Source organism: Streptomyces sp. ISL-98 (genome assembly GCF_018614055.1).
Taxonomy (GTDB): Bacteria; Actinomycetota; Actinomycetes; order Streptomycetales; family Streptomycetaceae; genus Streptomyces; species Streptomyces spiramyceticus.
The window spans coordinates 30,136-51,552 of the sequence record NZ_JAGGPB010000006.1 but is presented as its reverse complement, the minus strand read 5'-3'; the positions used below and the strand labels follow the sequence as shown (position 1 = coordinate 51,552).

The window sequence follows — 21,417 nt, the reverse complement described above, 5'->3', positions numbered from 1 at the left end:
CACCGCACTCACGCGGGCAGCCGGCGGAACAGACCTTCCTGGACCACGGAGACGAGCAGATTGCCCGCGCGGTCGTAGATGCGGCCGCGCGCCAGTCCCCGGGCGCCGGTCGCGATGGGGGACTCCTGGTCGTACAGGAACCACTCGTCCGCCCGGAACGGCCGGTGGAACCACATCGCGTGGTCCAGCGACGCGATGTCGAAATTGCGCGGCCCCCACAGCGGCTCGATCGGGATACGGACCGCGTCGAGCAGCGTCATGTCGCTCGCGTACGCCAGCGCGCACGTATGAACGAGCTGGTCGTCGCCCAGCGGTCCGACCGCCCGCATCCAGACGGCGCTGCGCGGATCCGCCTCCTTGACCTGCTCGGTCGTCCAGCGCAGCCGGTCGACGTACCGGATGTCGAACGGCTGGCGCCGTGCCATCCGCTCCAGCGACTCGGGCAGCGTTCCGAGGTGCTCGCGGATCTCGTCGACGACCTTCGGCAGCGCATCCGGCTCCGGGAACTCCAGGCGCGGCGGCAGCTGGTGCTCGAAGGCGGCCTCCTCCGGCTGGTGGAAGGAGGCGGTGAGGTTGAAGATCGTGCGGCCCTGCTGGACGGCCGTGACCCGGCGGGTCGTGAAGGAACGCCCGTCCCGCACCCGCTCCACCTGGTAGACGATCGGCACACCGGGGCGGCCCGGCCGCAGGAAGTACGCGTGCAGCGAGTGCACGGGCCGCTCGCCCTCGGTCGTACGGCCGGCCGCGACCAAAGCCTGGCCGGCGACCTGCCCGCCGAAGACGCGTTGCAGGGACTCCTGCGGGCTGCGGCCGCGGAAGATGTTGACCTCGATCTGCTCCAGGTCGAGCAGATCAACGAGCCGTTCGGCGGGATTCGTCGTCACCGGGCGCTTCTCCTTGGTTCTACTGCAGACGCTGTTGCTGCTGACGCTTCCAGAACTGATGCTTCCAGTGCCGATGCTTCCAGAGCGGGCGCTTCTAGAGCTGACCGACAGAGGTGACGCGGACGACCGCCCGCCCCTCCTCGTCGGAGGCCGCGAGATCGACCTCGGCACTGATACCCCAGTCATGGTCGCCGTTCGGGTCGGCGAACGTCTGGCGGACGCGCCACAGGCCGTGCTCGGCGTCCTCCTCGATCATCAGCAGCTTGGGCCCGCGCGCGTCCGGCCCGGTGCCCAGGTCCTCGTACTCGTCCCAGTACGCGTCCATGGCCTCGCCCCACGCGTCCTCGTCCCAGCCGGACTCGCCGTCCATCTCGCCCAGCTCGCGGACGTGGTCCAGAGCCGCCAGCTCGACCCGGCGGAACATGGCGTTGCGTACGAGCACCCGGAAGGCCCGCGAGTTGGCCGTGACCGGCTTGACCTGGTCGGCGCGCTCCTGCGCCTGCTCGGCCGTCTCCACCTCGGGGTTGGCGAGCTGCTCCCACTCGTCGAGGAGGCTGGAGTCGACCTGGCGGACCAGCTCGCCGAGCCAGGCGATGAGGTCTTCGAGGTCCTCCGACTTGAGGTCGTCGGGGATGGTGTGCTCAAGAGCCTTGTACGCGCCCGCGAGGTAGCGCAGCACAATGCCCTCGGTGCGGGCGAGTTCGTAGTGCGAGGTGAACTCGGCGAAGGTCATGGCCCGCTCGTACATGTCGCGGATCACGGACTTCGGTGACACCGGGTGGTCACCGACCCACGGGTGGCTCTTGCGGTAGACGTTGTACGCGTGCCACAGCAGCTCGTCCAGCGGCTTCGGATACATGACGTCCTGGAGCCGCTCCATCCGCTCCTCGTACTCGACGCCGTCCGCCTTCATCTGGCCGACGGCCTCGCCGCGCGCCTTGTTCTGCTGGGCGGCGAGGATCTGGCGCGGGTCGTCGAGCGTGGACTCGACCACGGACACCATGTCCAGGGCGTACGACGGAGAATCCGGGTCCAGCAGATCGAACGCGGCCAGCGCGAACGTCGACAGCGGCTGGTTGAGCGCGAAGTCCTGCTGCAGATCGACCGTCAGCCGCACGATCCGGCCCTCGGCGTCCGGCGTCTTCAGCTGCTCGACGACACCGCCGCCGAGCAGCGAGCGGTAGATGGCGATGGCCCTGCGGATGTGCCGCAGCTGCGCCTTGCGCGGCTCGTGGTTGTCCTCCAGGAGGCGGCGCATCGCCTCGAAGGCGTTGCCGGGGCGTGCGATGACCGAGAGCAGCATGGTGTGCGTGACCCGGAAGCGCGAAGTCAGCGGCTCGGGGTCGGACTTGATGAGCTTCTCGAAGGTGGTGTCCGACCAGGCGACGAAGCCCTCCGGTGCCTTCTTGCGGACCACCTTGCGGCGCTTCTTCGGGTCGTCGCCCGCCTTCGCGAGTGCCTTCTCGTTCTCGACGACGTGCTCGGGCGCCTGCGCGACGACGAAGCCCGCCGTGTCGAAGCCGGCCCGGCCGGCGCGGCCCGCGATCTGGTGGAACTCCCGGGCGCGGAGCGTACGTACCCGCGTGCCGTCGTACTTCGTCAGCGCGGTGAACAGGACCGTGCGGATGGGCACGTTGACGCCGACGCCGAGCGTGTCCGTACCGCAGATGACCTTCAGCAGACCGGCCTGCGCGAGCTTTTCCACCAGGCGGCGGTACTTGGGCAGCATGCCCGCGTGGTGCACGCCGATCCCGTGGCGGACGTACCGCGAGAGGTTCTTGCCGAACTTCGTGGTGAAGCGGAAGCTGCCGATCAGGTCGGCGATCTGGTCCTTCTCCTCGCGCGAGCACATGTTGATGCTCATCAGCGACTGCGCCCGCTCGACGGCCGCCGCCTGCGTGAAGTGGACGATGTAGACCGGTGCCTGCTTGGTCTCCAGGAGCTCGGTCAGCGTCTCCGTGATGGGAGTGAGGCGGTACTCGTACGACAGCGGGACCGGACGGGTCGCGGAGCGCACGACCGACGTCGGGCGGCCCGTACGCCGAGTGAGGTCCTTCTCGAACATCGCGACGTCGCCGAGCGTTGCCGACATGAGGACGAACTGCGCCTGCGGAAGTTCGAGCAGCGGAATCTGCCAGGCCCAGCCGCGGTCCTGTTCCGCATAGAAGTGGAACTCGTCCATCACGACCTGGCCGATGTCGGCGTGCTTTCCGTCGCGCAGCGCGATGGAGGCCAGCACCTCGGCGGTGCAGCAGATGACCGGGGCGTCGGCGTTGACGGACGCGTCGCCCGTCAGCATCCCGACGTTCTCCGTGCCGAAGAGCTTGCACAGGTCGAAGAACTTCTCCGAGACCAGCGCCTTGATCGGCGCGGTGTAGAAGGTGACCTTGTCCTGAGCCAGCGCGGTGAAGTGCGCACCCGCCGCGACCAGGCTCTTTCCGGAGCCAGTGGGGGTGGACAAGATCACATTCGCACCCGAGACCACCTCGATCAGTGCCTCCTCCTGGGCGGGGTAGAGGCTGATGCCCTGGCCCTCGGCCCATGCGGAGAAAGCCTCGAAGAGGGCATCGGGGTCGGCGGACGGAGGCAGCTGATCGATAAGGGTCACACCCCCATCTTGCCTGGCTTCCCCCTTCAAGAGGGAACCGGACGGCCGTACGAAGATCACGGGCGATACGCTGCCGTGTCAACTGGGCCACAGCACAAGAGCAAATGGGGCGGGAACAATCATGATGGGACCGGCACACTCACTGTCAGGAGCAGCGGCCTGGCTGGGGGTGGGGGCGGCGGCGGCCGCCGCGGGCCATCCGATGCCCTGGCCCGTACTCGTCGTCGGAGCGCTGATCTGCGCGGGCGCGGCGCTCGCACCCGACCTCGACCACAAGTCCGCGACCATCTCGCGCGCCTTCGGCCCCGTATCGAAGGGCCTGTGCGAGATCGTCGACAAGCTGTCGTACGCCGTCTACAAGGCGACGAAAAAGCCCGGCGACGCCCGCAGGACCGGCGGCCACCGCACCCTCACCCACACCTGGCTGTGGGCGGTCATGATCGGCGCCGGCGCATCCGCCGTGGCGTACACCGGCGGGCGCTGGGCCGTCCTCGTGCTCCTCTTCATCCACCTCGTCCTGGCGGTGGAGGGCCTGCTGTGGCGGGCCGCCCGGGTGTCCAGCGACGTCCTGGTGTGGCTCCTCGGCGCGACCAGTGCGTGGATCCTGGCGGGCGTACTGGACAAACCGGGCAACGGCGCCGACTGGCTCTTCACCGGTGACGGCCAGGAGTACCTGTGGCTCGGCCTGCCGATCGTCCTCGGCGCCCTGGTGCACGACATCGGCGACGCGCTCACCGTCTCGGGCTGCCCGATCCTGTGGCCGATCCCGGTGGGCCGCAAGCGCTGGTACCCGATCGGCCCGCCGAAGGCGATCCGCTTCCGCGCCGGGAGCTGGGTGGAGCTGAAGGTGCTGATGCCGGTGTTCATGCTGCTCGGGGGAGTGGGCGGCGCGGCGGCGCTGAACTTCATCTGATCCGGCGCCGGGCCCTCGGGCCCGGCGCCGCGTCCTCACGGAGAGTGGGGCGGTGAATCGGACGACGAGGAATCAGACGACGAGGAACTCGGGGCCGTACGTGGCGATGTCCTCGCCGTCCGGACGCTTGATCTGCATCAGATCCACCGCGATCTTCCGCATGGCCTTCATCGCCAGGAACGACTCGCCGAATGCCGTCTCGTCTCCGTCCGCCCATGCCTTTTCCAGGAGCCGGAGCGTCTCGGTGTACGTCTTGTTGAATGCCATGAGGAGCGGATCTGCCTTCGGGCTGCGGATGGGCCAGGGGCGCTTCTCCATCTTGGCCATGAAGTACATGTCGGGGTCCTTGACGTAGCCGCCCTTGAATTCCCACTTGTCCGGGTCGCGCTGGACCAGTCTGAGCCGCTTGTTGTAGGCGATCTCTCCGAACTTGTAGTAATGCGCCAATTCGCCCGCGATGTGGGGGTCGTTCGGCATCTTGTCGGTGCCTTCGCCCTGCTCTTTGATCACGTTGATCGCGCGCACAATGTCCTCGCGATTCTTGAGAATCGTGAGCTTGTTGTCGCCGACGTTCCCCTTCATCTGCCGCCGGGTGTCGATCTGCGGTTCGGACGGGAGGCTCATGAACGCGTCCCGGATCCCGTCGTAGAACTTGCCGATCGTCGGCGCGCTGTCGAACTCGGCGAGGGGATGCTCGGGCTTCTCGATCGCCATGAACATCTTCGCGGAGTCCTGATTGAGCCTGGAGAGGTACACCTCGAGCCCCGGACGTACGCGTCCAGGAAGTTCGCCGGGGTATTTGAGGGATTTGGCGGCGGTGAGGATCTGCGGAATGCCACCGATCGAGGCCAGCATGTTGCACGCGAGACCCATGTGGAACATCTCGTCGAAGACGATGCTTCTGATGATCTGCGCAGCCTCTTCATTGGGGTCTTTGACCGACCACCAGGCGCAGAGGTACGGCGGGAGAGTGGACAGTTCGAGAGTGACGGCGGTCTGGAGGCTCTCGTGGATCCATTTGAGGCCTCTCTTCTCCGGCGGAACGTCGAGCAGTTCAACGATCGACGTCGGTTCCAGGGTGGTGGTCACGGCGGACTCCGTTCACTTCGGCGGCGGGGCGGGCGACGACGGCCATCGTGATTACCGAAAGTAATGGCCGATCTCTTTCGGTTACGGGATGACGCGCCGCCCACCCGGCAATCGCTATCCGTGCCAGGACCGCCAGAGCGCCGCGTACGCGCCCTCCGCCGCCACCAGGTCGTCGTGGCTGCCCAGCTCGCTGATCCGGCCTCCCTCGACCACCGCGATCACATCCGCGTCGTGCGCGGTGTGCAGCCGGTGCGCGATCGCCACGACCGTACGGCCGTCGAGCACCCGCGCCAGCGACCGCTCCAGATGACGCGCGGCCCGCGGGTCGAGCAGCGACGTCGCCTCGTCCAGGACCAGCGTGTGCGGGTCGGCCAGCACCAGCCGGGCCAGCGCGATCTGCTGTGCCTGTGCCGGAGTGAGCGCATGGCCGCCCGAGCCGACCTCGGTGTCGAGGCCGTCGTCCAGCGCCCGCGCCCAGCCGTCCGCGTCCACCGCGCCCAGCGCCGCCCACAGCTCCGCGTCGTCCGCACCCGTACGGGCCAGCAGCAGGTTGTCGCGCAGGGAGCCCACGAAGACATGGTGCTCCTGGTTGACCAGCGCCACGTGCTCGCGCACCCGCTCGGCCGGCATCTGCGACAACTCCGCCCCGCCCAGCGTCACTTCACCCGTGCGCGGCGCGTAGATCCCGGCCAGCAGCCGTCCCAGCGTCGACTTGCCCGCACCCGAAGGGCCCACCAGGGCGAGCCGCGTTCCGGGTGCGACGTCCAGGGTCACCTTGTGCAGTACGTCGACGTCCGCCCGGTACCCGAAGTGCACGGCGTCGGCCCGCACCGTACGCCCGTCGGGCGCGACGCGCGTGTCTCCGGCGTCCGGCTCGATCTCCCGTACGCCGACGAGGCGGGCCAGCGAAACCTGGGCCACCTGGAGCTCGTCGTACCAGCGCAGGATGAGGTTGACGGGGTCCACCAGCATCTGCGCCAGCAGGGCGCCCGTCGTCAGCTGGCCGACGTTGATCCAGCCCTCCAGTACGAAGACACCGCCGATCAGCACCACGGAGCACAGGATCGTGATGTGCGTGACGTTGATGACGGGGAAGAGCACGGACCGCAGCCACAGCGTGTACCGCTCCCATGCCGTCCACTCCCTGACCCGCTGCTCGGACAGCGCCACCCGGCGGCCGCCGAGGCGGTGCGCCTCGATCGTCCGGCCCGCGTCGACCGTCTCGGCCAGCATCGCCGCGACCCCCGCATAGCCCGCCGCCTCGGAGCGGTACGCCGAAGGGGCCCGCCTGAAGTACCAGCGGCAGCCGATGACCAGCACGGGCACAGCCACCAGGACGGCCAGGGCCAGCGGCGGCGCGGTGACGACGAGGCCGCCGATCAGCAGCCCGGCCCACACCACACCGATGGCGAGCTGCGGCACGGCCTCGCGCATCGCGTTCGCCAGCCGGTCGATGTCGGTGGTGATGCGCGACAGCAGATCGCCGGTGCCGGCCCGCTCCAGTACACCCGGCGGCAGGCCGACGGAGCGTACGAGGAAGTCCTCACGCAGGTCGGCCAGCATCTCCTCGCCGAGCATCGCGGCGCGCAGCCGCATCTGCCGGGTGAAGACGGTCTGGACGACGAGGGCGATCGTGAACACCGCCACAATGCGCTCCAGACGGAGCTCGCGCACCCCGGTCGCCAGGTCCTCGACGAGCGAGCCCAGCAGGTACGGGCCCGCCATCGAGGCGACGACCGCGATCGCGTTGAACGACACGAGCACCGCGAATGCCTTGCGGTGACGCCTCATCAGCTCGCCCACATAGGTCCGCACGGTCGCGGGACTGCCGACGGGCAGGGTCGTCGCCGACTCCGGTGCGGCCGGGTCGTACGCCGGTGGCGCCACGCCGATCATGCCGATTCCTCGATTTCTTGAAGTTCCTCTTGAAGGTGCTCCTGGAGAGCCAGTGCCCGCGCGATCTCTTCCTCGGTCTCGCGGGTGACGACCGCGCGGTAGCGCGGTTCGCTGTGCAGCAGTTCGCGGTGCACGCCCACCGCGGCGACCTCGCCGTCGTGGACGAGCACCACCCGGTCGGCCTGGTCGAGCAGCAACGGCGACGAGGCGAAGACGACCGTCGTACGTCCCGTACGCAGCTTCTTCACCCCCGCGGCGACCCGCGCTTCGGTGTGCGAATCGACGGCGGAGGTCGGCTCGTCCAGGACGAGGACCTGCGGGTCGGTCACCAGCGAGCGGGCCAGGGCGAGGCGCTGCCGCTGCCCGCCGGACAGCGAGCGCCCGCGCTCGGTGATCCGGGTACGCATCGGATCGCCGTCACCGTCGTCTGCCGACGCCTGGGCGAGTGCGGCCAGTACGTCGTCGCACTGGGCCGCGTCCAGCGCGTTCGCGGCGGCGACCTTGCCCGAAGCGGGCACGTCGAACAGGTCGCTGAGGGTGCCGGACAGCAGCACCGGGTCCTTGTCCTGGACGAGGACGGCGGTCCGCGCGGCGCTCAGCGGCAGCTCGTCGAGCGCCACCCCGCCGAGCAGCACCGAAGGCGACTTCTCGTCGGTGTCCGCCGTGGTTTCTGCTGTGGCGTCCGCCGTGGTGTCCGTCGTGGGGTGCCCACCGAGCCGCTCCGCGAGCCGGCCCGCCACGTCCGGGTCGCCGCACACCACGGCAGTGAAGCGGCCCGCGGGTGCGAGCAGCCCGGAGGCCGGGTCGTACAGGTCGCCGCTCGGAGCCATGACGCCGGACTCCGCCCCGGACTCGCCGCCCGTCGCGGACGCCGTGCGTTCCAGCGACAGCACCCGCGCGGCCCGCTTCGCCGAAGGACGCGAGAAGGAGTACGCCATGGCGATCTCCTCGAAGTGCCCCAGCGGGTACAGCAGCAGGGTCACCGCGCTGTACACGGTGACCAGTTCACCGACCGTGACCTTCCCGTCGAGCGTGAGCTTCGCGCCGTACAGGACGACCGTGATCAGCAGCAGACCGGGCAGCAGCACCTGGATCGCGGAGATCAGCGACCACATGCGGGCACTGCGCACAGCCGCTTGTCGTACCTCCTGCGAGGCGCGGCGGTAACGGCCGAGGAACAGCTCCTCGCCGCCGATGCCGCGCAGTACGCGCAGTCCGGCGACGGTGTCGGAGGCCAGCTCGGTGGCCTTGCCCGCCAGCTCGCGCTGGGTGTCGGCCCGCCGGGTCGCCGCAGGCAGCAACGGCAGTACGGCCAGCGCCAGTACGGGCACACCGATCGCAACGACGATGCCGAGCGCGGGCTGGTAGATCAGCAGTCCCGTGCAGACGACGACGAGCGCGACGGCGGCGGCGGCGAAGCGTGAGAGCGCCTCGACGAACCAGCCGATCTTCTCGACGTCGCCGGTGGAGACCGCGACGACCTCGCCCGCCGCGACTCTGCGGGTCAGGGCCGAGCCCAGCTCCGCGGTCTTGCGGGCCAGCAGCTGCTGCACGCGCGCCGCAGCGGTGATCCAGTTGGTGACGGCGGTCCTGTGCAGCATGGTGTCGCCGACGACGACGGCCACACCCAGCAGGGCGATCAGCCCGGCGGCGAGCGCGAGGCCACTGCCGGATCCGTCCACCACGGCCTGCACGGCGAGGCCCACGCCCAGCGGGAGACCGGCGACGCCGCACTGGTGCAACAGTCCCCAGGACATCGACTTGAGCTGCCCGCCGAGCTGGTTGCGCCCGAGCCACAGCAGGAATCGGGGCCCGGACCGTACGTCGGGGACGCCCGGATCGGGATACGGAAGATCGCGAATCTGCATGACGTCCCACGGCTCGGTGTGTTGGCTGAAACCGTGCAAGGCTCACCTTTTTCCACCGCACAACACAATCGATTTATGGGCGCCAGGACACAGAACGCGCCAAGATCGAACACCCCGGTCTGGCGCTCCGGACCGTCCCACGCTTCACTCCTGACGCATGAGACGACGAAGAGTCATGAGCATGCTCGCGGGCCTGGCCCTGGCCGCGGGATCGGTTTTCGGCGCAGGCCAGGCCGGCGCGGCAACCGTGACTGCAGCCGCGGGTGACGAGCCGCCCGCCGAGTTCGGCAGGGACTGGCACGACCCCGTGACCGCCGCACCGCCCGTCGAGGTCCCGGACACGCGCTCCTGCCAAGTGACCGTCGCCGAGGCGCAGTTCCGCGATTTCACGCCGTTCAAGGGCGGCTACGCACCGCCGAAGGGATGCGGCGACCGGTGGAGCAAAGTCGTGCTCCGCCTGGAGGGAAAGGTCGCCGGGCGGCAGTACGACCGCCTCGGTTACCTCCACATCGGCGGAGTCGAGGTGCTCCGCACGTCCACTCCGCAGCCCTCGCCCGACGGCATCACCTGGTCCGTCGAGAAGGACGTCACGCGCTACAGCGACACACTGCGCCGCGAGCAGCCCGTCGAGATGCTCATCGGGAATGTCGTCAACGAGACGTACACCGGTGTCATCGATGTCAAGGCGAAGCTGACCTTCTACGCCGCCGAGGGCCACACCAAGCCCGCCGCGGCCCCGGACCGCGTCCTCACCCTGGACAGCGACTCGCTCACCACCCCGCGCAACTCCGAGCGCATACTCGCCGAGGTGTACGCGACGGGCTCGGGCGGCGGCTGCGAGGAGTACTGGTACCTGTCCGTCCCCGAGGAGGCGCCGTACTCCTGCAAGACGCCGGACGGCCCCTACCGCGAGGTCCAGATCAAGGTCGACGGACAACTCGCGGGAATCGCCGCGCCGTTCCCGACAGTCTGGACGGGCGGCTGGTCCAACCCCTTCCTCTGGTACGTGATCCCGGGCCCGCGGGCCTTCGACATCAAGCCCATCCAGTACGACCTGACGCCCTTCGCGGGCAGGCTCAACGACGGCCGCCCGCACCGCGTCGAGGTGTCCGTCGTCGGTGTTCCCGAGGGGCAGACCGGCTGGAGCACGCCCGTCAATGTGCTGGTCTGGCAGGACGAAGGCCGCGAGGTGGTCACGGGCGCGCTGACCCGGCACCAGAACGGCGTGCCGGTCAACTCCACGACGTACACGGCCGGTTCTGAACACCGCCTCGACACCACGGGCGGCCACCGGCTCACCGTCTCCGGATACGTGAACACCTCGCACGGGCGCATCCGGACCACCGTCGACCGCACGCTCGCCAATACGTCCGTCCACCGCTGGACCGAGGGCGAGAACCTCGACGCGCTCAAGGGGAAGTGGACGGACGACGAGACGGTCACCACCGACGGGCGTGGGCCCTCCCGCGCTGTGCGCGCCCACCGTACGTACACGATGGACGGTACGACGACGCTGGGCGCGGGCGACCGGCTGCGGACGGTGCTGGCCCTCGGGGACCGGGCCGACACCAGCGTCCTGCGGGGCGGCAAGCGGGTGTCGTGGTCGCGGTTCGACGACGCGTACGAGGGCGACGCGACGTACACGGCGAACGTGCCGCGCGACCAGCGGCACGCGGTGGGCACGACGAGCGAGCGCTACCGGCTCCGGGGGTCGGCCGGGTGCTACGACCGGAGCCTGAGGACGGTCCAGGGGACGGTGACGGAGGACCGGCTGCACTGTTGAAAGACGGGCCCGGCCCCACAGGGCCGGGCCCCTCTTCGCTGCCGGCTACGGCTTCGGCTTCTCGGAGTCCATGCCGGGGCGGGACTTCTTCCACTCGCCCCGGGTGAAGTCCGGGATCTGCTGCGGCATCCCCTTCGCCTTGATCGACAAGTGGCTCAGCGGCACAGGAGAGGTCCAGGTCGCGGCGTCGTACACGTCGAAGTCCGGGACGAGGCCGAGCTGCATGCACTGCATCAGCCGGAAGACCAGCATGTAGTCCATGCCGCCGTGACCGCCGGGCGGATCGGCGTGCTCCTTCCACAGCCAGTGGTCGAACTCGGCGGCGTACTTGGAGAAGTCGCCCCACTGGTGGTTCGCGTGGTCCGGCTCGATGTAGATCCGCGACGGGTAGTCCTCGAAGACGCCGCGCGTGCCGCCGAGGCTGTTGATCCTGCTGTACGGGTGCGGGGTCGAGACGTCGTGCTCCAGCCGGATCACGCGGCCCTTGGCCGTCTGGACGAGGCTGATCGTACGGTCGCTCTCGATGTACGACTCCTTCCAGCTCGGGTCGCCGGGCGGCATGTGTTCGGCGCGGTACTCGGCGAGGCCGAGGGCGGGGGAGCCGACGCTGGTGATGCTCACGGCGCGGTCACCCCGGTTGAGGTCCATGTAGTTGGCGACCGGGCCGAAGCCGTGGTTGGGGTAGAGGTCGCCGCGCAGGCGGGTGTGCCACAGGCGGCGCCAGGGGCCCTCGTAATAGGTGGGGGAGAACATCAGGCCGCGCAGGTCGTGGTTGTACGCGCCCGCACCGTGCAGCAGATCACCGAACTTGCCCGCGTGTGCCATACGCAGTACGCGCATTTCGTTCTTGCCGTAGCAGCAGTTCTCCAGCTGCATGCAGTGGCGTCGGGTGCGCTCGGAGAGGTCGACGAGTTCCCAGAGCTGGTCCAGCTGGAGCGCGATCGGACACTCCACGCCGACGTGTTTGCCGTCCAGCATGGCGGTCTTGGCCATGTCGAAGTGGGAGTCCCAGGGCGTCGCGACGTACACGAAATCGATATCGGTGCGTTTGCAGAGATTTTTGTAGTCGTCCTCGCCCTTGGTGTAGACGGCGGGCGCGGGCTGCCCCGCCGCGACGACCTTGGCGGAGGCCTTCTCGGTCTTTTCCTTGACCGGGTCGCAGATCGCGACGACCTTGACGGCCGGCAGTGCGAGAAAGAGGTCGATCATGCTGTCGCCGCGGTTGCCGAGGCCGATGATGCCGACCCGGACGGTGCTGCGCCGCTCGAAGGGGACCCCGGCCATCGTGCGGCCCTGGCGTTTCGGGGCGTCCTGCGCGGCCGAAGTCGCATCCTCTGCCGCCGATTCCGGTGCGGCTGCGGCTGCGGCGCCGCCTGTGCCCACTGCGCCGAGCCCGATCCCGGCGCCGGCCGCACCGGCGGTCCACAGGACCGAGCGTCGGCTCACCGGATTTTCGTCCCTGCTGTCGTTCATCGAGCCTCCAGAGAGAGCGTATGAACTTCCGCATGGACCTTGGTATTTGAGACTGATGATGCGCAAGAGGGCAGCTTGGACTCTTGTTTCGGGCTCATGGACTCTTCGGTGCCCGCGCCGTCGTCCTCAGCAGCGGCGCTCCGGCATGCCGTCCACGAGAGCGGACAGCAGGCCGCCGAGCACCTCGCGCTGCTCGGTGGTCAGGGGAGCCAGGATGTCCTCCGCGGCGTCCCGGCGAGCGCTGCGCAGCGACCTCAGAGTGGCGCGGCCGGTGTCGGTGAGCTCGATCCTGATCACTCGGCGGTTGGTGGGATCGGGCACGCGGCGCACCCGGTCGCTCGCCTCAAGACCGTCGACGAGCGTGGTCACGGCGCGCGGGACCACGTCGAGGCTCTGGGCCAGATCGGCCATGCGCGGCGGCTGCTCGTGGTTCTGGCAGAAGTGCGAGACCGTGCGCAGCAGTCGGGACTGCGCCGGGGTGATGCCGATCGGCTCCATCTGCTGCCGCTGGATCCGGTGGAGTCTGCGCGTCAGTCGCAGCAGCTGCTCGGCCAGCAGGCCGTCGGCGTCGGAGTTGCTCATACCGGGAACGATAACAGGACCTTGTGCATTGTGAGTATAGGTAACAATGAGCTAAGCTCTCAAAATGTCCGCGTTCTCTCACCTCTGGCGAACTCACCCCCGGCGAAGGAGCCCATGCATCCCGATCGATCCTCCTGGACGCCCCCACCGCGTGACTCCGCACAGCCCGAGGAGCCCGCGCAGGTGCGCCGCATCCTCCGGCTCTTCCGGCCGTACCGGGGCCGCCTGGCCCTCGTAGGCCTGCTCGTCGCGGCCTCGTCCCTCGTCTCCGTAGCCTCGCCGTTCCTGCTCCGCGAGATCCTGGACACCGCGATCCCGCAGGGTCGCACCGGGCTGCTGAGCCTGCTCGCCCTCGGCATGATCCTCACCGCCGTGGTGACGAGTGTCTTCGGCGTGCTCCAGACGCTGATCTCCACGACGGTCGGCCAGCGCGTCATGCACGACCTGCGCACCGCCGTGTACGCCCAGCTCCAGCGGATGCCGCTCGCCTTCTTCACCAAGACCCGCACCGGCGAGGTCCAGTCCCGCATCGCCAATGACATCGGCGGTATGCAGGCGACGGTGACGTCCACCGCGACCTCGCTGGTCTCCAACCTGACCTCGGTCGTGGCCACGGTCGTCGCCATGCTGGCGCTCGACTGGCGGCTGACCGTCGTCTCGCTGCTCCTGCTGCCGGTCTTCGTCTGGATCAGCCGCCGCGTCGGCCGCGAGCGCAAGAAGATCACCACGCAGCGGCAGAAACAGATGGCGTCGATGGCCGCCACCGTGACCGAGTCCCTGTCGGTCAGCGGCATCCTGCTCGGCCGCACCATGGGCCGCGCCGACTCGCTCACCAAGTCCTTCGCCGACGAGTCCGAGCGGCTCGTCGACCTCGAAGTGCGCTCCAACATGGCGGGGCGATGGCGGATGTCCACCATCGGCATCGTCATGGCCGCCATGCCCGCTGTCATCTACTGGGCCGCGGGCCTGGCCATGCAGACCGGCGGCGCCGCCGTCTCCCTCGGTACGCTCGTCGCCTTCGTATCGCTCCAGCAGGGCCTCTTCCGGCCCGCCGTGAGCCTCCTGTCGACCGGTGTGCAGATGCAGACCTCGCTCGCGCTCTTCCACCGGATCTTCGAGTACCTCGACCTGCCGGTGGACATCACAGAGCCCGAGAAGCCCGTCCGGCTGGAGAAGATCCGAGGCGAAGTGCGCTTCGACAACGTCCACTTCACGTACGACGAGAAGAGCGGGCCCACGCTCAGTGGCATCGACGTCACGGTCCCCGCGGGTGGCAGCCTCGCCGTCGTCGGACCCACCGGGTCCGGCAAGAGCACGCTCAGCTACCTGGTGCCGCGGCTGTACGACGTGACGGGCGGCGGCGTCACCATCGACGGCGTCGACGTGCGCGACCTGGACTTCGACACCCTGGCCCGCGCCGTCGGCGTGGTCTCCCAGGAGACGTACCTCTTCCACGCCTCCGTCGCCGAAAACCTGCGCTTCGCCAAGCCGGACGCGACCGAAGACGAGCTCCGGGCGGCGGCCGAGGCAGCGCAGATCCACGACCACATCGCCTCACTGCCCGACGGGTACGACACTCTGGTCGGCGAGCGCGGCTACCGCTTCTCCGGCGGCGAGAAGCAGCGCCTCGCGATCGCCCGAACCATCCTGCGCGACCCGCCCGTCCTCATCCTCGACGAGGCGACGAGTGCCCTCGACACCCGTACGGAACACGCCGTGCAGCAGGCCATCGACGCGCTCTCCGAGGGACGCACGACCATCACCATCGCCCACCGCCTCTCCACCGTCAGGGACGCCGACCAGATCGTCGTCCTCGACAGCGGGACGACCGCCGAGCGGGGCACGCACGAGGAGCTCCTGGAGCAGGGCGGGCGGTACGCCGCGCTGGTGCGCAGAGACGCACGGCTGGCGCCCGCCGCGACCTGACGCCGGGATACCCGATGACCCCGGGATACCCGATGACGCCGGATCCCCGATGCGGCGCACGACGCGGGTAGCGTCATGCGCATGGCGCTGCCCGCCCTCGCGAGGTGAATCTCAGTGAACAAGTCCGAGCAGAAATCGCCCACCGCCGGCTCCCGGCCGACGCACCGCGGCCGGCTGCTGCTGATCGTCGGTATGTCGGTGGCCGCGGCAGTCGCGGTCCTGGTGCCCCTGCTGCTCCAGGAGGAGAAGGGCGGGCCGAAGAGCGTCCTGGTTCCGGAAGGATGGCGGGCGTCGCAGGTGTACGCGGCAGTAGACAAGGCCCTCGGCGTTCCCCCCAGGACCACCGAGAAGGCGGCCGGAACCGCAGACCTGAAACTGCCTGCCGAGGCCAAGGGGAATCCGGAGGGTTTCCTCTTCCCGGCCACCTATCCGGTCGACGGGAAGACGACGCCGGCGAGTCTCCTCTCGTACATGGTCAACACCGCCGACAAGCAGTTCAAGGCGGAGTCCGGGGAGTCCGGGCCCTACCGGAAGGTCACGATCGCCAGCATCGTGCAGGCCGAGGCCGACACCCCCGAGGACATGGGGAAGGTCGCGCGCGTCATCAGCAACCGGCTGGCGCGGGGCATGCCGCTGCAAATGGACTCGACGCTCAACTACGCGCTGAACCGATCGACGCTCGACACCACCCACGCGGACACAAAGATCAAAAACCCGTACAACACCTACAAGGAGACCGGCCTGCCGCCCACCCCGATCGGCAACCCCGGCCGGCAGGCGATGGAGGCGACCCTCAACCCGCCCCCGGGCAAATGGCTCTACTTCGTCACCGTCGCGCCGGGGGACACCCGCTTCACCGCCAGCTACGCCGAACAGCAGAAGAACGTAAAGGAATTCAACGCGAACCGCAGGAGTGAGAGCAAGAGCGGCGGCTGACCTGCCTCAGACGCGGGACGCGACCGCCCCGGCCCCCGCCCCCACCGGTTCCGGCCGACGCTCCAATAGCCGCATGATCCCGCGCACCGCCGCCCGCCCCGCCCGGTTGGCCCCGATGGTGCTGGCCGAAGGCCCGTACCCCACCAGATGCACCCGCTCGTCCCGCGCCGCGCGCGTCCCCTCGACGCGGATACCGCCGCCCGGCTCGCGCAGCTTGAGCGGTGCCAGGTGGCCGGTCACGGCACGAAAGCCGGTCGCCCACAGGATGACGTCGGCCTCGACCGCCCGGCCGTCGTCCCAGGCCACACCGTCCGGCGTAATCCGGTCGAACATCGGCAGCCGCTCCAGCACGCCGTCCTCACGCGCCCGCGCGACCGCCTCGGTCACCGGAAGTCCGGTCACCGACACCACGCTCTGCGGCGGCAGCCCGCGCCGAACCCGCTCGTCGACCATGGCGACCGCCGCCCGCCCCTGGTCCTCGCCGAACGGCCCCTGGCGGAAGACCGGCGGCCGTCGCGTCACCCATGTGGTCTCCGCCGCGACCTCGGCTATTTCCATCAGATGCTGTACGCCGGAGGTCCCGCCGCCCACCACGACCACCCGCTGACCGGTGAATTCCTGCGGCCCGGGGTAATCGGCCGTGTGCAACTGCCGCCCCCGGAAGGTGTCCTGGCCCGGGTAGCGGGGCCAGAAGGGCCGGTCCCAGGTGCCTGTCGCGTTGATCAGGGCGCGCGCGGACCACACACCCTCCGACGTCTCGACGCGCAGCCGCCCGCCGTCGCCCTCGCCGTCCTTGCTCTCTGCCTCGCGCACCGCCCACACATCCACCGGCCGGTGAACGCGCAGCCCGAAGGTCCGCTCGTACGTCTCGAAGTACTCCCCGATGACCTCGGAGGAGGGGCGGCCGGAGTCGGCGCCGGTCAGCTCCATGCCGGGCAGGGCATGCATCCCGTGGACCTTGCCGTACGTCAGCGAGGGCCACCGGAACTGCCACGCGCCGCCGGCGTGCGGCGCATGGTCGAGCACCACGAAGTCCCGGCCGGGCTCCAGGCCCGCGCGCCGCAGATGGTAGGCGCTGGACAGCCCCGCCTGCCCAGCGCCGATGACGACCACGTCCACGTCCCGCACCTCGATGTTGTTCACGTTTCTACTAACAGGGCGGAGGTCATGGGTCTTCCCGTACTCGACAGCGCCCATCAGTAGTGCCCATCAGCAGCGCCCATCGACAGCGCCCGCCGGGCGCGGATACGTCAGGATGGGGAGCATGTCCGATGTCTTCACCACCCGCATCCTGCGCGTCGTGACCGGCTCCAAGGAGACCGTGACCGACCTGACGCGGGACTGCGAGGAATTCCTTCAGCAGGCGGCGCGGGGCAAGGACGGCCTGCTCAACGTCTTCGTACCGCACGCGACTGCCGGTATCGCGGTCCTGGAAACCGGGGCGGGCAGCGACAACGACCTGCTGGCGACGCTCCACACCCTGCTGCCCGCCGACGACCGCTGGCAACACCGCCACGGCAGCCCCGGCCACGGCAGGGACCACGTACTGCCCGCGCTCGTACCACCGCACGCGACGCTGCCGGTGGTCGGCGGCCGACTGGAACTGGGCACATGGCAGTCCGTCTGCCTCGTCGACACGAACAAGGACAACGTCGACCGCCAGGTGCGGCTGAGCTTCCTGGGCTGAGCTTCCCCTGCCGTGCGATGGGGCGGCCCGGCGTAGGGGGTGCGTGGGGCGGGACCCGTGGGCGTCCGGCGGCGAGTAGGGGCGTCGTAGGGGTAGACAGGGGGAGCTTAAGGCAGGGGTTACGACCCCAAAGGGCGAATGTTAATTTTTGCTCCGATCCGGTGGACGCGTGTTCGGTCGATCGGATGTTCTTTTCGCATCGTCCAGGGGGTTCGAGGACATTGCTCAAAGGCTGGTTTCCGCAATTCGATCCGCATTTCCACAGACGCATCAAGGCTGACCGAGGCGATCAAGAGGAGCTCCTGGTCCGCATCGGCGCCGACCTCATGATTTCGGGTTCATGAGGAGCCGGGGGGTGGCGCGCGGGGAAGCGGAGATGGACGAGCAGCCCGTGGTGGAAGTAGAACTGAGTTCGCTGAGCCTGGCCGGCTCGCCGCGGCTCTCCGGCGAGAGGCCGGAGCATGTGCAGTTACTGGCGGCGGCGCAGAATGCGCTTCCGCCCATCGTCGTGCATCGGGCGACGATGACGGTCATCGACGGTTTTCACCGGCTCAGGGCGGCCAGGCTGCGCGGTGACGACAAGATAGCGGTCCAGTTCTTCGACGGTGACGAGGCCGAAGCATTCGTGCTCGCGGTCAGACTCAACGTCACGCACGGTCTGCCGCTGGCTCTGGCGGACCGTAAACGCGCCGCCGAGCGCATCATCGCGTCGCACCCGCAGTGGTCCGACCGGAGGGTGGCATCGGTCACCGGCATCTCTCCGGGCACGGTGGCGGACATCCGCAAGTGGGCCGTCCGCGAGTCGGAGACGCACGACAGGCGAATCGGTCAGGACGGCAGGCTTCGGCCCCTCGACAGCAGCGTCGGGCGCATGCTCGCGGGGGAGCTGCTGACCGCGAATCCGAACCTGTCCCTGCGGCAGGTCGGCCGGGCGGCCGGTATCTCTCCCGAGACAGCACGGGACGTACGCAACCGTCTCTGCAACGGCGACAGTCTCCTTCCGGAGCCGCGCAGGAGAAAGACTTCAGCCGTCGCGGGCGCGGTGGTGGCGACCACCGGCACGGTGGCGGGCACGGGAAGAAGCGGCTCTCCGGTCCGCGGCAGGGACTTCGGCGGTCAGACACGGGTCCGCCGGCCCGGTCGGCCTCAGGGAGAACGGGCCGCCGACCACGCCGCGCTCGTCACACGGCTCAAGGCGGACCCGGCTCTGCGTTTCAGCGACACCGGACGCAATCTGCTGCGCCTGATGGCTGTGCATACGCTCCGGAAGGAGGAGTGGGAAGCGATCATCAACAACATCCCGCCGCACTGCAGTGACATCGTTGCCGACCTGGCTCAGCAGTTCGCCGCGCTCTGGTCGGAATTTGCCGCGCGTATTCAGGATGATGTTCCACAGACTGGTTGAGTCTTCCGGCCGGGGTGTCCGAGCGTGCAGAACGCACGGTTGGACAACCTGAGGAACGAACGGCCACGCCACTTCGCCCCGTCGGGTCATCCGACGGGGCGAAGTGCTGTCGCGCAGGACATCCGCGTGGCAGTTCAGGACGATCAGTTTCCGGTGCGGACGGTACGCAGCCGCGCGGCGGATGCGACACTGTCGCAGCCCGACAGCCCCAGGGCGTCCCGGAGTTCGGCGGCCAGCAGCTCCAGCACCCGTGCCGCACCTGATTCCCCCGACGCGGCCAGACCCCAGATCAGGGGACGGCCGACCAGTACACCGGACGCGCCGAGGGCAAGTGCCTTGAGTACGTCGCTGCCGCTGCGGATGCCGCTGTCCAGCAGCACCTCACAGCTTCCGCGTACGGCCCGTACCACCTCCGCCAGCGCATCGATGCTGGGAACCGCGCCGTCGAGCTGGCGGCCGCCGTGGTTGGAGACCACGACGGCATCGACCCCGGACTCGGCCGCGCGGATCGCGTCCTCGGGCGCGAGCACGCCCTTCAGCACCAGCGGAAGACCGGTCCGCTCGCGCAGAGCCGCCACGGACGACCACGTCACCGCCGACGAGAACGTACGACTGGTGTGAACGGCCACCGCAGAGGCGTCCGAGAACCGCTCATGTGCCGCCGTGCCGGAGGAGAAATTGGCCGCCGCCACATGATCGGGCAGCGCGAACCGGTTACGTATGTCCCGGAGCCGCCGCCCCATCCAAGGCACATCGACCGTCAGCACGATGGCCTCGCATCCGGCGTCCTCCGCTCTGCGCACCAACTCCCACGACTGCGCCGTGTCCCGCAGCCAGTAGAGCTGGAACCAGACGGTGCCACCGACCGCAGTGATGTCCTCGATCGGAACGCTGCTCAGCGTGCCGGCGGTGAACGGCACGCCCGCCGCCTTCGCCGCACGTGCGGTCGCGAGTTCGCCGTCCGGGTGCACCATCCGGTGGTAGGCGATCGGTGCCACCGCCACCGGCAGACTGGCCGGCCGGCCGAGCAGGACGGTGCCCGTAGTGACCCGCGAGACGTCCCTGAGGACCCGCGGGACGAGGAAGACACGGTCCAGAGCGGCGCGGTTGGCGTCGAGCGTCGTCTCGGCTCCGCTGCCGCCGGCCACGAAGTCCTGGATGTCGTACGGCAGGACAGCCGCGGCCGCGGCTTCGAAGTCGGCCAGGCAGGCCACAGCTGCCTCGGCCACGGTCCCGACGGCGGATTCAGCGCCGCCGGAACTCACGCTGCCCGGTCCTTTCGAGCTCGACCGCCTCGTACAGCGCCTTGATGTTCGAACTGCCGAAGGTCTCCGCCCCCTGTCGCTCGATGACCTCGAAGAACAGGGTGCGCCGCGGGTGGGTGGAGGCCGTGAAGATCTGGAACAGCTGGCCGCCGTGGTCCTCGTCCGCGAGCACCTTCGTCGCTCGCAGGTCCTCCAGCCGCTGCTTCCCCAGGTTGATCCGTTCGCCCAGCAGGTCGTAGTAGGCCGAGGGTGTGGTCAGGAATGCGACACCGCGTCCGCCCAGGGCTTTCACGGAACGAACCGCGTCCTGCGAGGAGAAGGCCAAGTGCTGTACGCCGGAGCCCTGATGGCCTTTGAGGAACTCGTCGATCTGGCCCGGGTCCGCGGTCGGGTCGGGCTGGATGAGCGTCAGGGTCACGGCGCCGGACCGGCTCTGTACGACCTTCGACTCCATCGCCTGCGAACCGACGACGATGCGTTCCTCGAAGGTGTGCCGGAACCCGAGGACGTCGCGGTAGTACGCGACGGTGGGTTCCAGATCGCCGGTGCTGAGGCACACCGCGACGTGGTCGATGTCCAGCAGGCCCACGTCGTCCGCCCGTTGGCCTGCCGGATGCTGCTCGGGTACGAAGCCGGGAGGCAGCCCCGGCTCCTCCCCGGGCGTGCGCTGCACGAGCGTGTGAATGACGTCCCCGAAGCCCTGCACCGCGGCGGTGACGGCGGGACCGTCGCCCGTGTGCCGGGCCGGCTGCCGGTGGATCCGGGCGCCATTGGTGACCGCTGCGCCGAAGGCCGCTGCCACGTCGGCGGTACGCAGGGCGATGTCGGCGACTCCGTCACCGTGCGAGGAGACGTACGCCGATGCCGGGTGCTGGTCGGAGGTCGCCTGGGTGAGGACCAGGGTGATGAGCCCCTGGCGCAGGGCGATGCTGCGGTGCTCCGCGGAGCTGCTGGTACCGATCACGGTGAATGCGTACTGGTCGACCCAGACGGATAGCGCCGACTCCAGGTGTTCCACATATATCTCGACGTAGTCGATGGCGAGATCCCCGTGCGGATCCGCGGCTCTTGATAAATCCTTCATGAGTGCCCCCCAGCCGGG

General features: G+C 69.2%; 16 protein-coding genes. 6 read left to right on the top strand and 10 right to left on the bottom strand.

Translation table 11 applies throughout. From position 1 onward, the window contains the following. Nucleotides 1-8 precede the first annotated feature (8 nt). Nucleotides 9-884 carry an acyl-CoA thioesterase II gene (locus tag J7I98_RS07075; protein WP_214919726.1) on the bottom strand — a complete coding sequence of 292 codons (876 nt, stop codon included), beginning with the start codon at nt 882-884 and terminating at the stop codon, nt 9-11. Between the two features lie 94 nt (nt 885-978). Continuing rightward, nucleotides 979-3,492: an RNA helicase gene (locus tag J7I98_RS07070; protein WP_214919725.1), complete on the bottom strand. Its 2,514-nt coding sequence runs from the start codon at nt 3,490-3,492 to the stop codon at nt 979-981. A 121-nt stretch (nt 3,493-3,613) separates the two neighbouring features. Here J7I98_RS07070 and J7I98_RS07065 point away from each other — a divergent pair, with 121 nt between their 5' ends. After that, nucleotides 3,614-4,405, top strand: coding sequence for a metal-dependent hydrolase (locus tag J7I98_RS07065; protein ID WP_214919724.1), 792 nt, complete (start codon nt 3,614-3,616; stop codon nt 4,403-4,405). A 72-nt stretch (nt 4,406-4,477) separates the two neighbouring features. On the opposite strand, the gene J7I98_RS07060 is transcribed toward J7I98_RS07065, so the two are convergent. The 3 genes from J7I98_RS07060 to J7I98_RS07050 form a co-directional block, all read right to left on the bottom strand. After that, entirely contained in the window at nt 4,478-5,494 is a 1,017-nt protein-coding gene (locus tag J7I98_RS07060) for a ferritin-like protein (protein WP_214919723.1), read from the bottom strand. 114 nt (nt 5,495-5,608) lie between these two features. Beyond that, nucleotides 5,609-7,390, bottom strand: coding sequence for an ABC transporter ATP-binding protein (locus tag J7I98_RS07055; protein ID WP_214919722.1), 1,782 nt, complete (start codon nt 7,388-7,390; stop codon nt 5,609-5,611). Continuing rightward, nucleotides 7,387-9,258 (bottom strand): ABC transporter ATP-binding protein, encoded by a 1,872-nt coding sequence (locus J7I98_RS07050; protein ID WP_214919873.1) that lies wholly within the window; start codon nt 9,256-9,258, stop codon nt 7,387-7,389. The genes J7I98_RS07055 and J7I98_RS07050 overlap by 4 nt, the downstream gene beginning before the upstream one ends. A gap of 157 nt (nt 9,259-9,415) precedes the next feature. Here J7I98_RS07050 and J7I98_RS07045 point away from each other — a divergent pair, with 157 nt between their 5' ends. Then, nucleotides 9,416-11,041 carry a peptide-N4-asparagine amidase gene (locus J7I98_RS07045; protein WP_214919721.1) on the top strand — a complete coding sequence of 542 codons (1,626 nt, stop codon included), beginning with the start codon at nt 9,416-9,418 and terminating at the stop codon, nt 11,039-11,041. Nucleotides 11,042-11,086: 45 nt separating this feature from the next. On the opposite strand, the gene J7I98_RS07040 is transcribed toward J7I98_RS07045, so the two are convergent. Together J7I98_RS07040 and J7I98_RS07035 are read right to left on the bottom strand one after the other, a co-directional pair. After that, complete coding sequence (locus J7I98_RS07040; protein WP_214919720.1) at nt 11,087-12,514, bottom strand: Gfo/Idh/MocA family protein; 1,428 nt, start codon at nt 12,512-12,514, stop codon at nt 11,087-11,089. A gap of 126 nt (nt 12,515-12,640) precedes the next feature. Next, entirely contained in the window at nt 12,641-13,096 is a 456-nt protein-coding gene (locus J7I98_RS07035; RefSeq protein ID WP_214919719.1) for a MarR family winged helix-turn-helix transcriptional regulator, read from the bottom strand. Between the two features lie 114 nt (nt 13,097-13,210). Between J7I98_RS07035 and J7I98_RS07030 the strand changes: the two genes are divergently transcribed. Further along, a complete protein-coding gene (locus tag J7I98_RS07030) occupies nt 13,211-15,022 on the top strand; it encodes an ABC transporter ATP-binding protein (protein ID WP_214919718.1) in 1,812 nt (603 codons plus the stop codon). A gap of 114 nt (nt 15,023-15,136) precedes the next feature. Then, complete coding sequence (gene mltG / locus J7I98_RS07025; protein WP_308377697.1) at nt 15,137-15,958, top strand: endolytic transglycosylase MltG; 822 nt, start codon at nt 15,137-15,139, stop codon at nt 15,956-15,958. A 6-nt stretch (nt 15,959-15,964) separates the two neighbouring features. Here the strand turns inward: mltG and J7I98_RS07020 are convergent, their stop codons facing one another. Further along, the gene (locus tag J7I98_RS07020) at nt 15,965-17,086 is read right to left on the bottom strand and encodes an NAD(P)-binding domain-containing protein (protein WP_214919871.1); all 1,122 of its coding nucleotides are present in this window, start codon (nt 17,084-17,086) and stop codon (nt 15,965-15,967) included. A 136-nt stretch (nt 17,087-17,222) separates the two neighbouring features. Here J7I98_RS07020 and J7I98_RS07015 point away from each other — a divergent pair, with 136 nt between their 5' ends. Next, nucleotides 17,223-17,645: a secondary thiamine-phosphate synthase enzyme YjbQ gene (locus tag J7I98_RS07015; RefSeq protein WP_214919717.1), complete on the top strand. Its 423-nt coding sequence runs from the start codon at nt 17,223-17,225 to the stop codon at nt 17,643-17,645. 355 nt (nt 17,646-18,000) lie between these two features. Beyond that, nucleotides 18,001-19,050, top strand: a complete 1,050-nt coding sequence (locus J7I98_RS07010) for a ParB/RepB/Spo0J family partition protein (RefSeq protein ID WP_308377696.1) — start codon at nt 18,001-18,003, stop codon at nt 19,048-19,050. 143 nt (nt 19,051-19,193) lie between these two features. On the opposite strand, the gene J7I98_RS07005 is transcribed toward J7I98_RS07010, so the two are convergent. Together J7I98_RS07005 and hppD are read right to left on the bottom strand one after the other, a co-directional pair. After that, a complete protein-coding gene (locus J7I98_RS07005; RefSeq protein ID WP_308377695.1) occupies nt 19,194-20,315 on the bottom strand; it encodes an alpha-hydroxy acid oxidase in 1,122 nt (373 codons plus the stop codon). Then, entirely contained in the window at nt 20,296-21,399 is a 1,104-nt protein-coding gene (gene hppD / locus J7I98_RS07000) for a 4-hydroxyphenylpyruvate dioxygenase (RefSeq protein ID WP_214919716.1), read from the bottom strand. Before hppD ends, J7I98_RS07005 begins: the two co-directional genes overlap by 20 nt. Between the last annotated feature and the right edge of the window lie 18 nt (nt 21,400-21,417).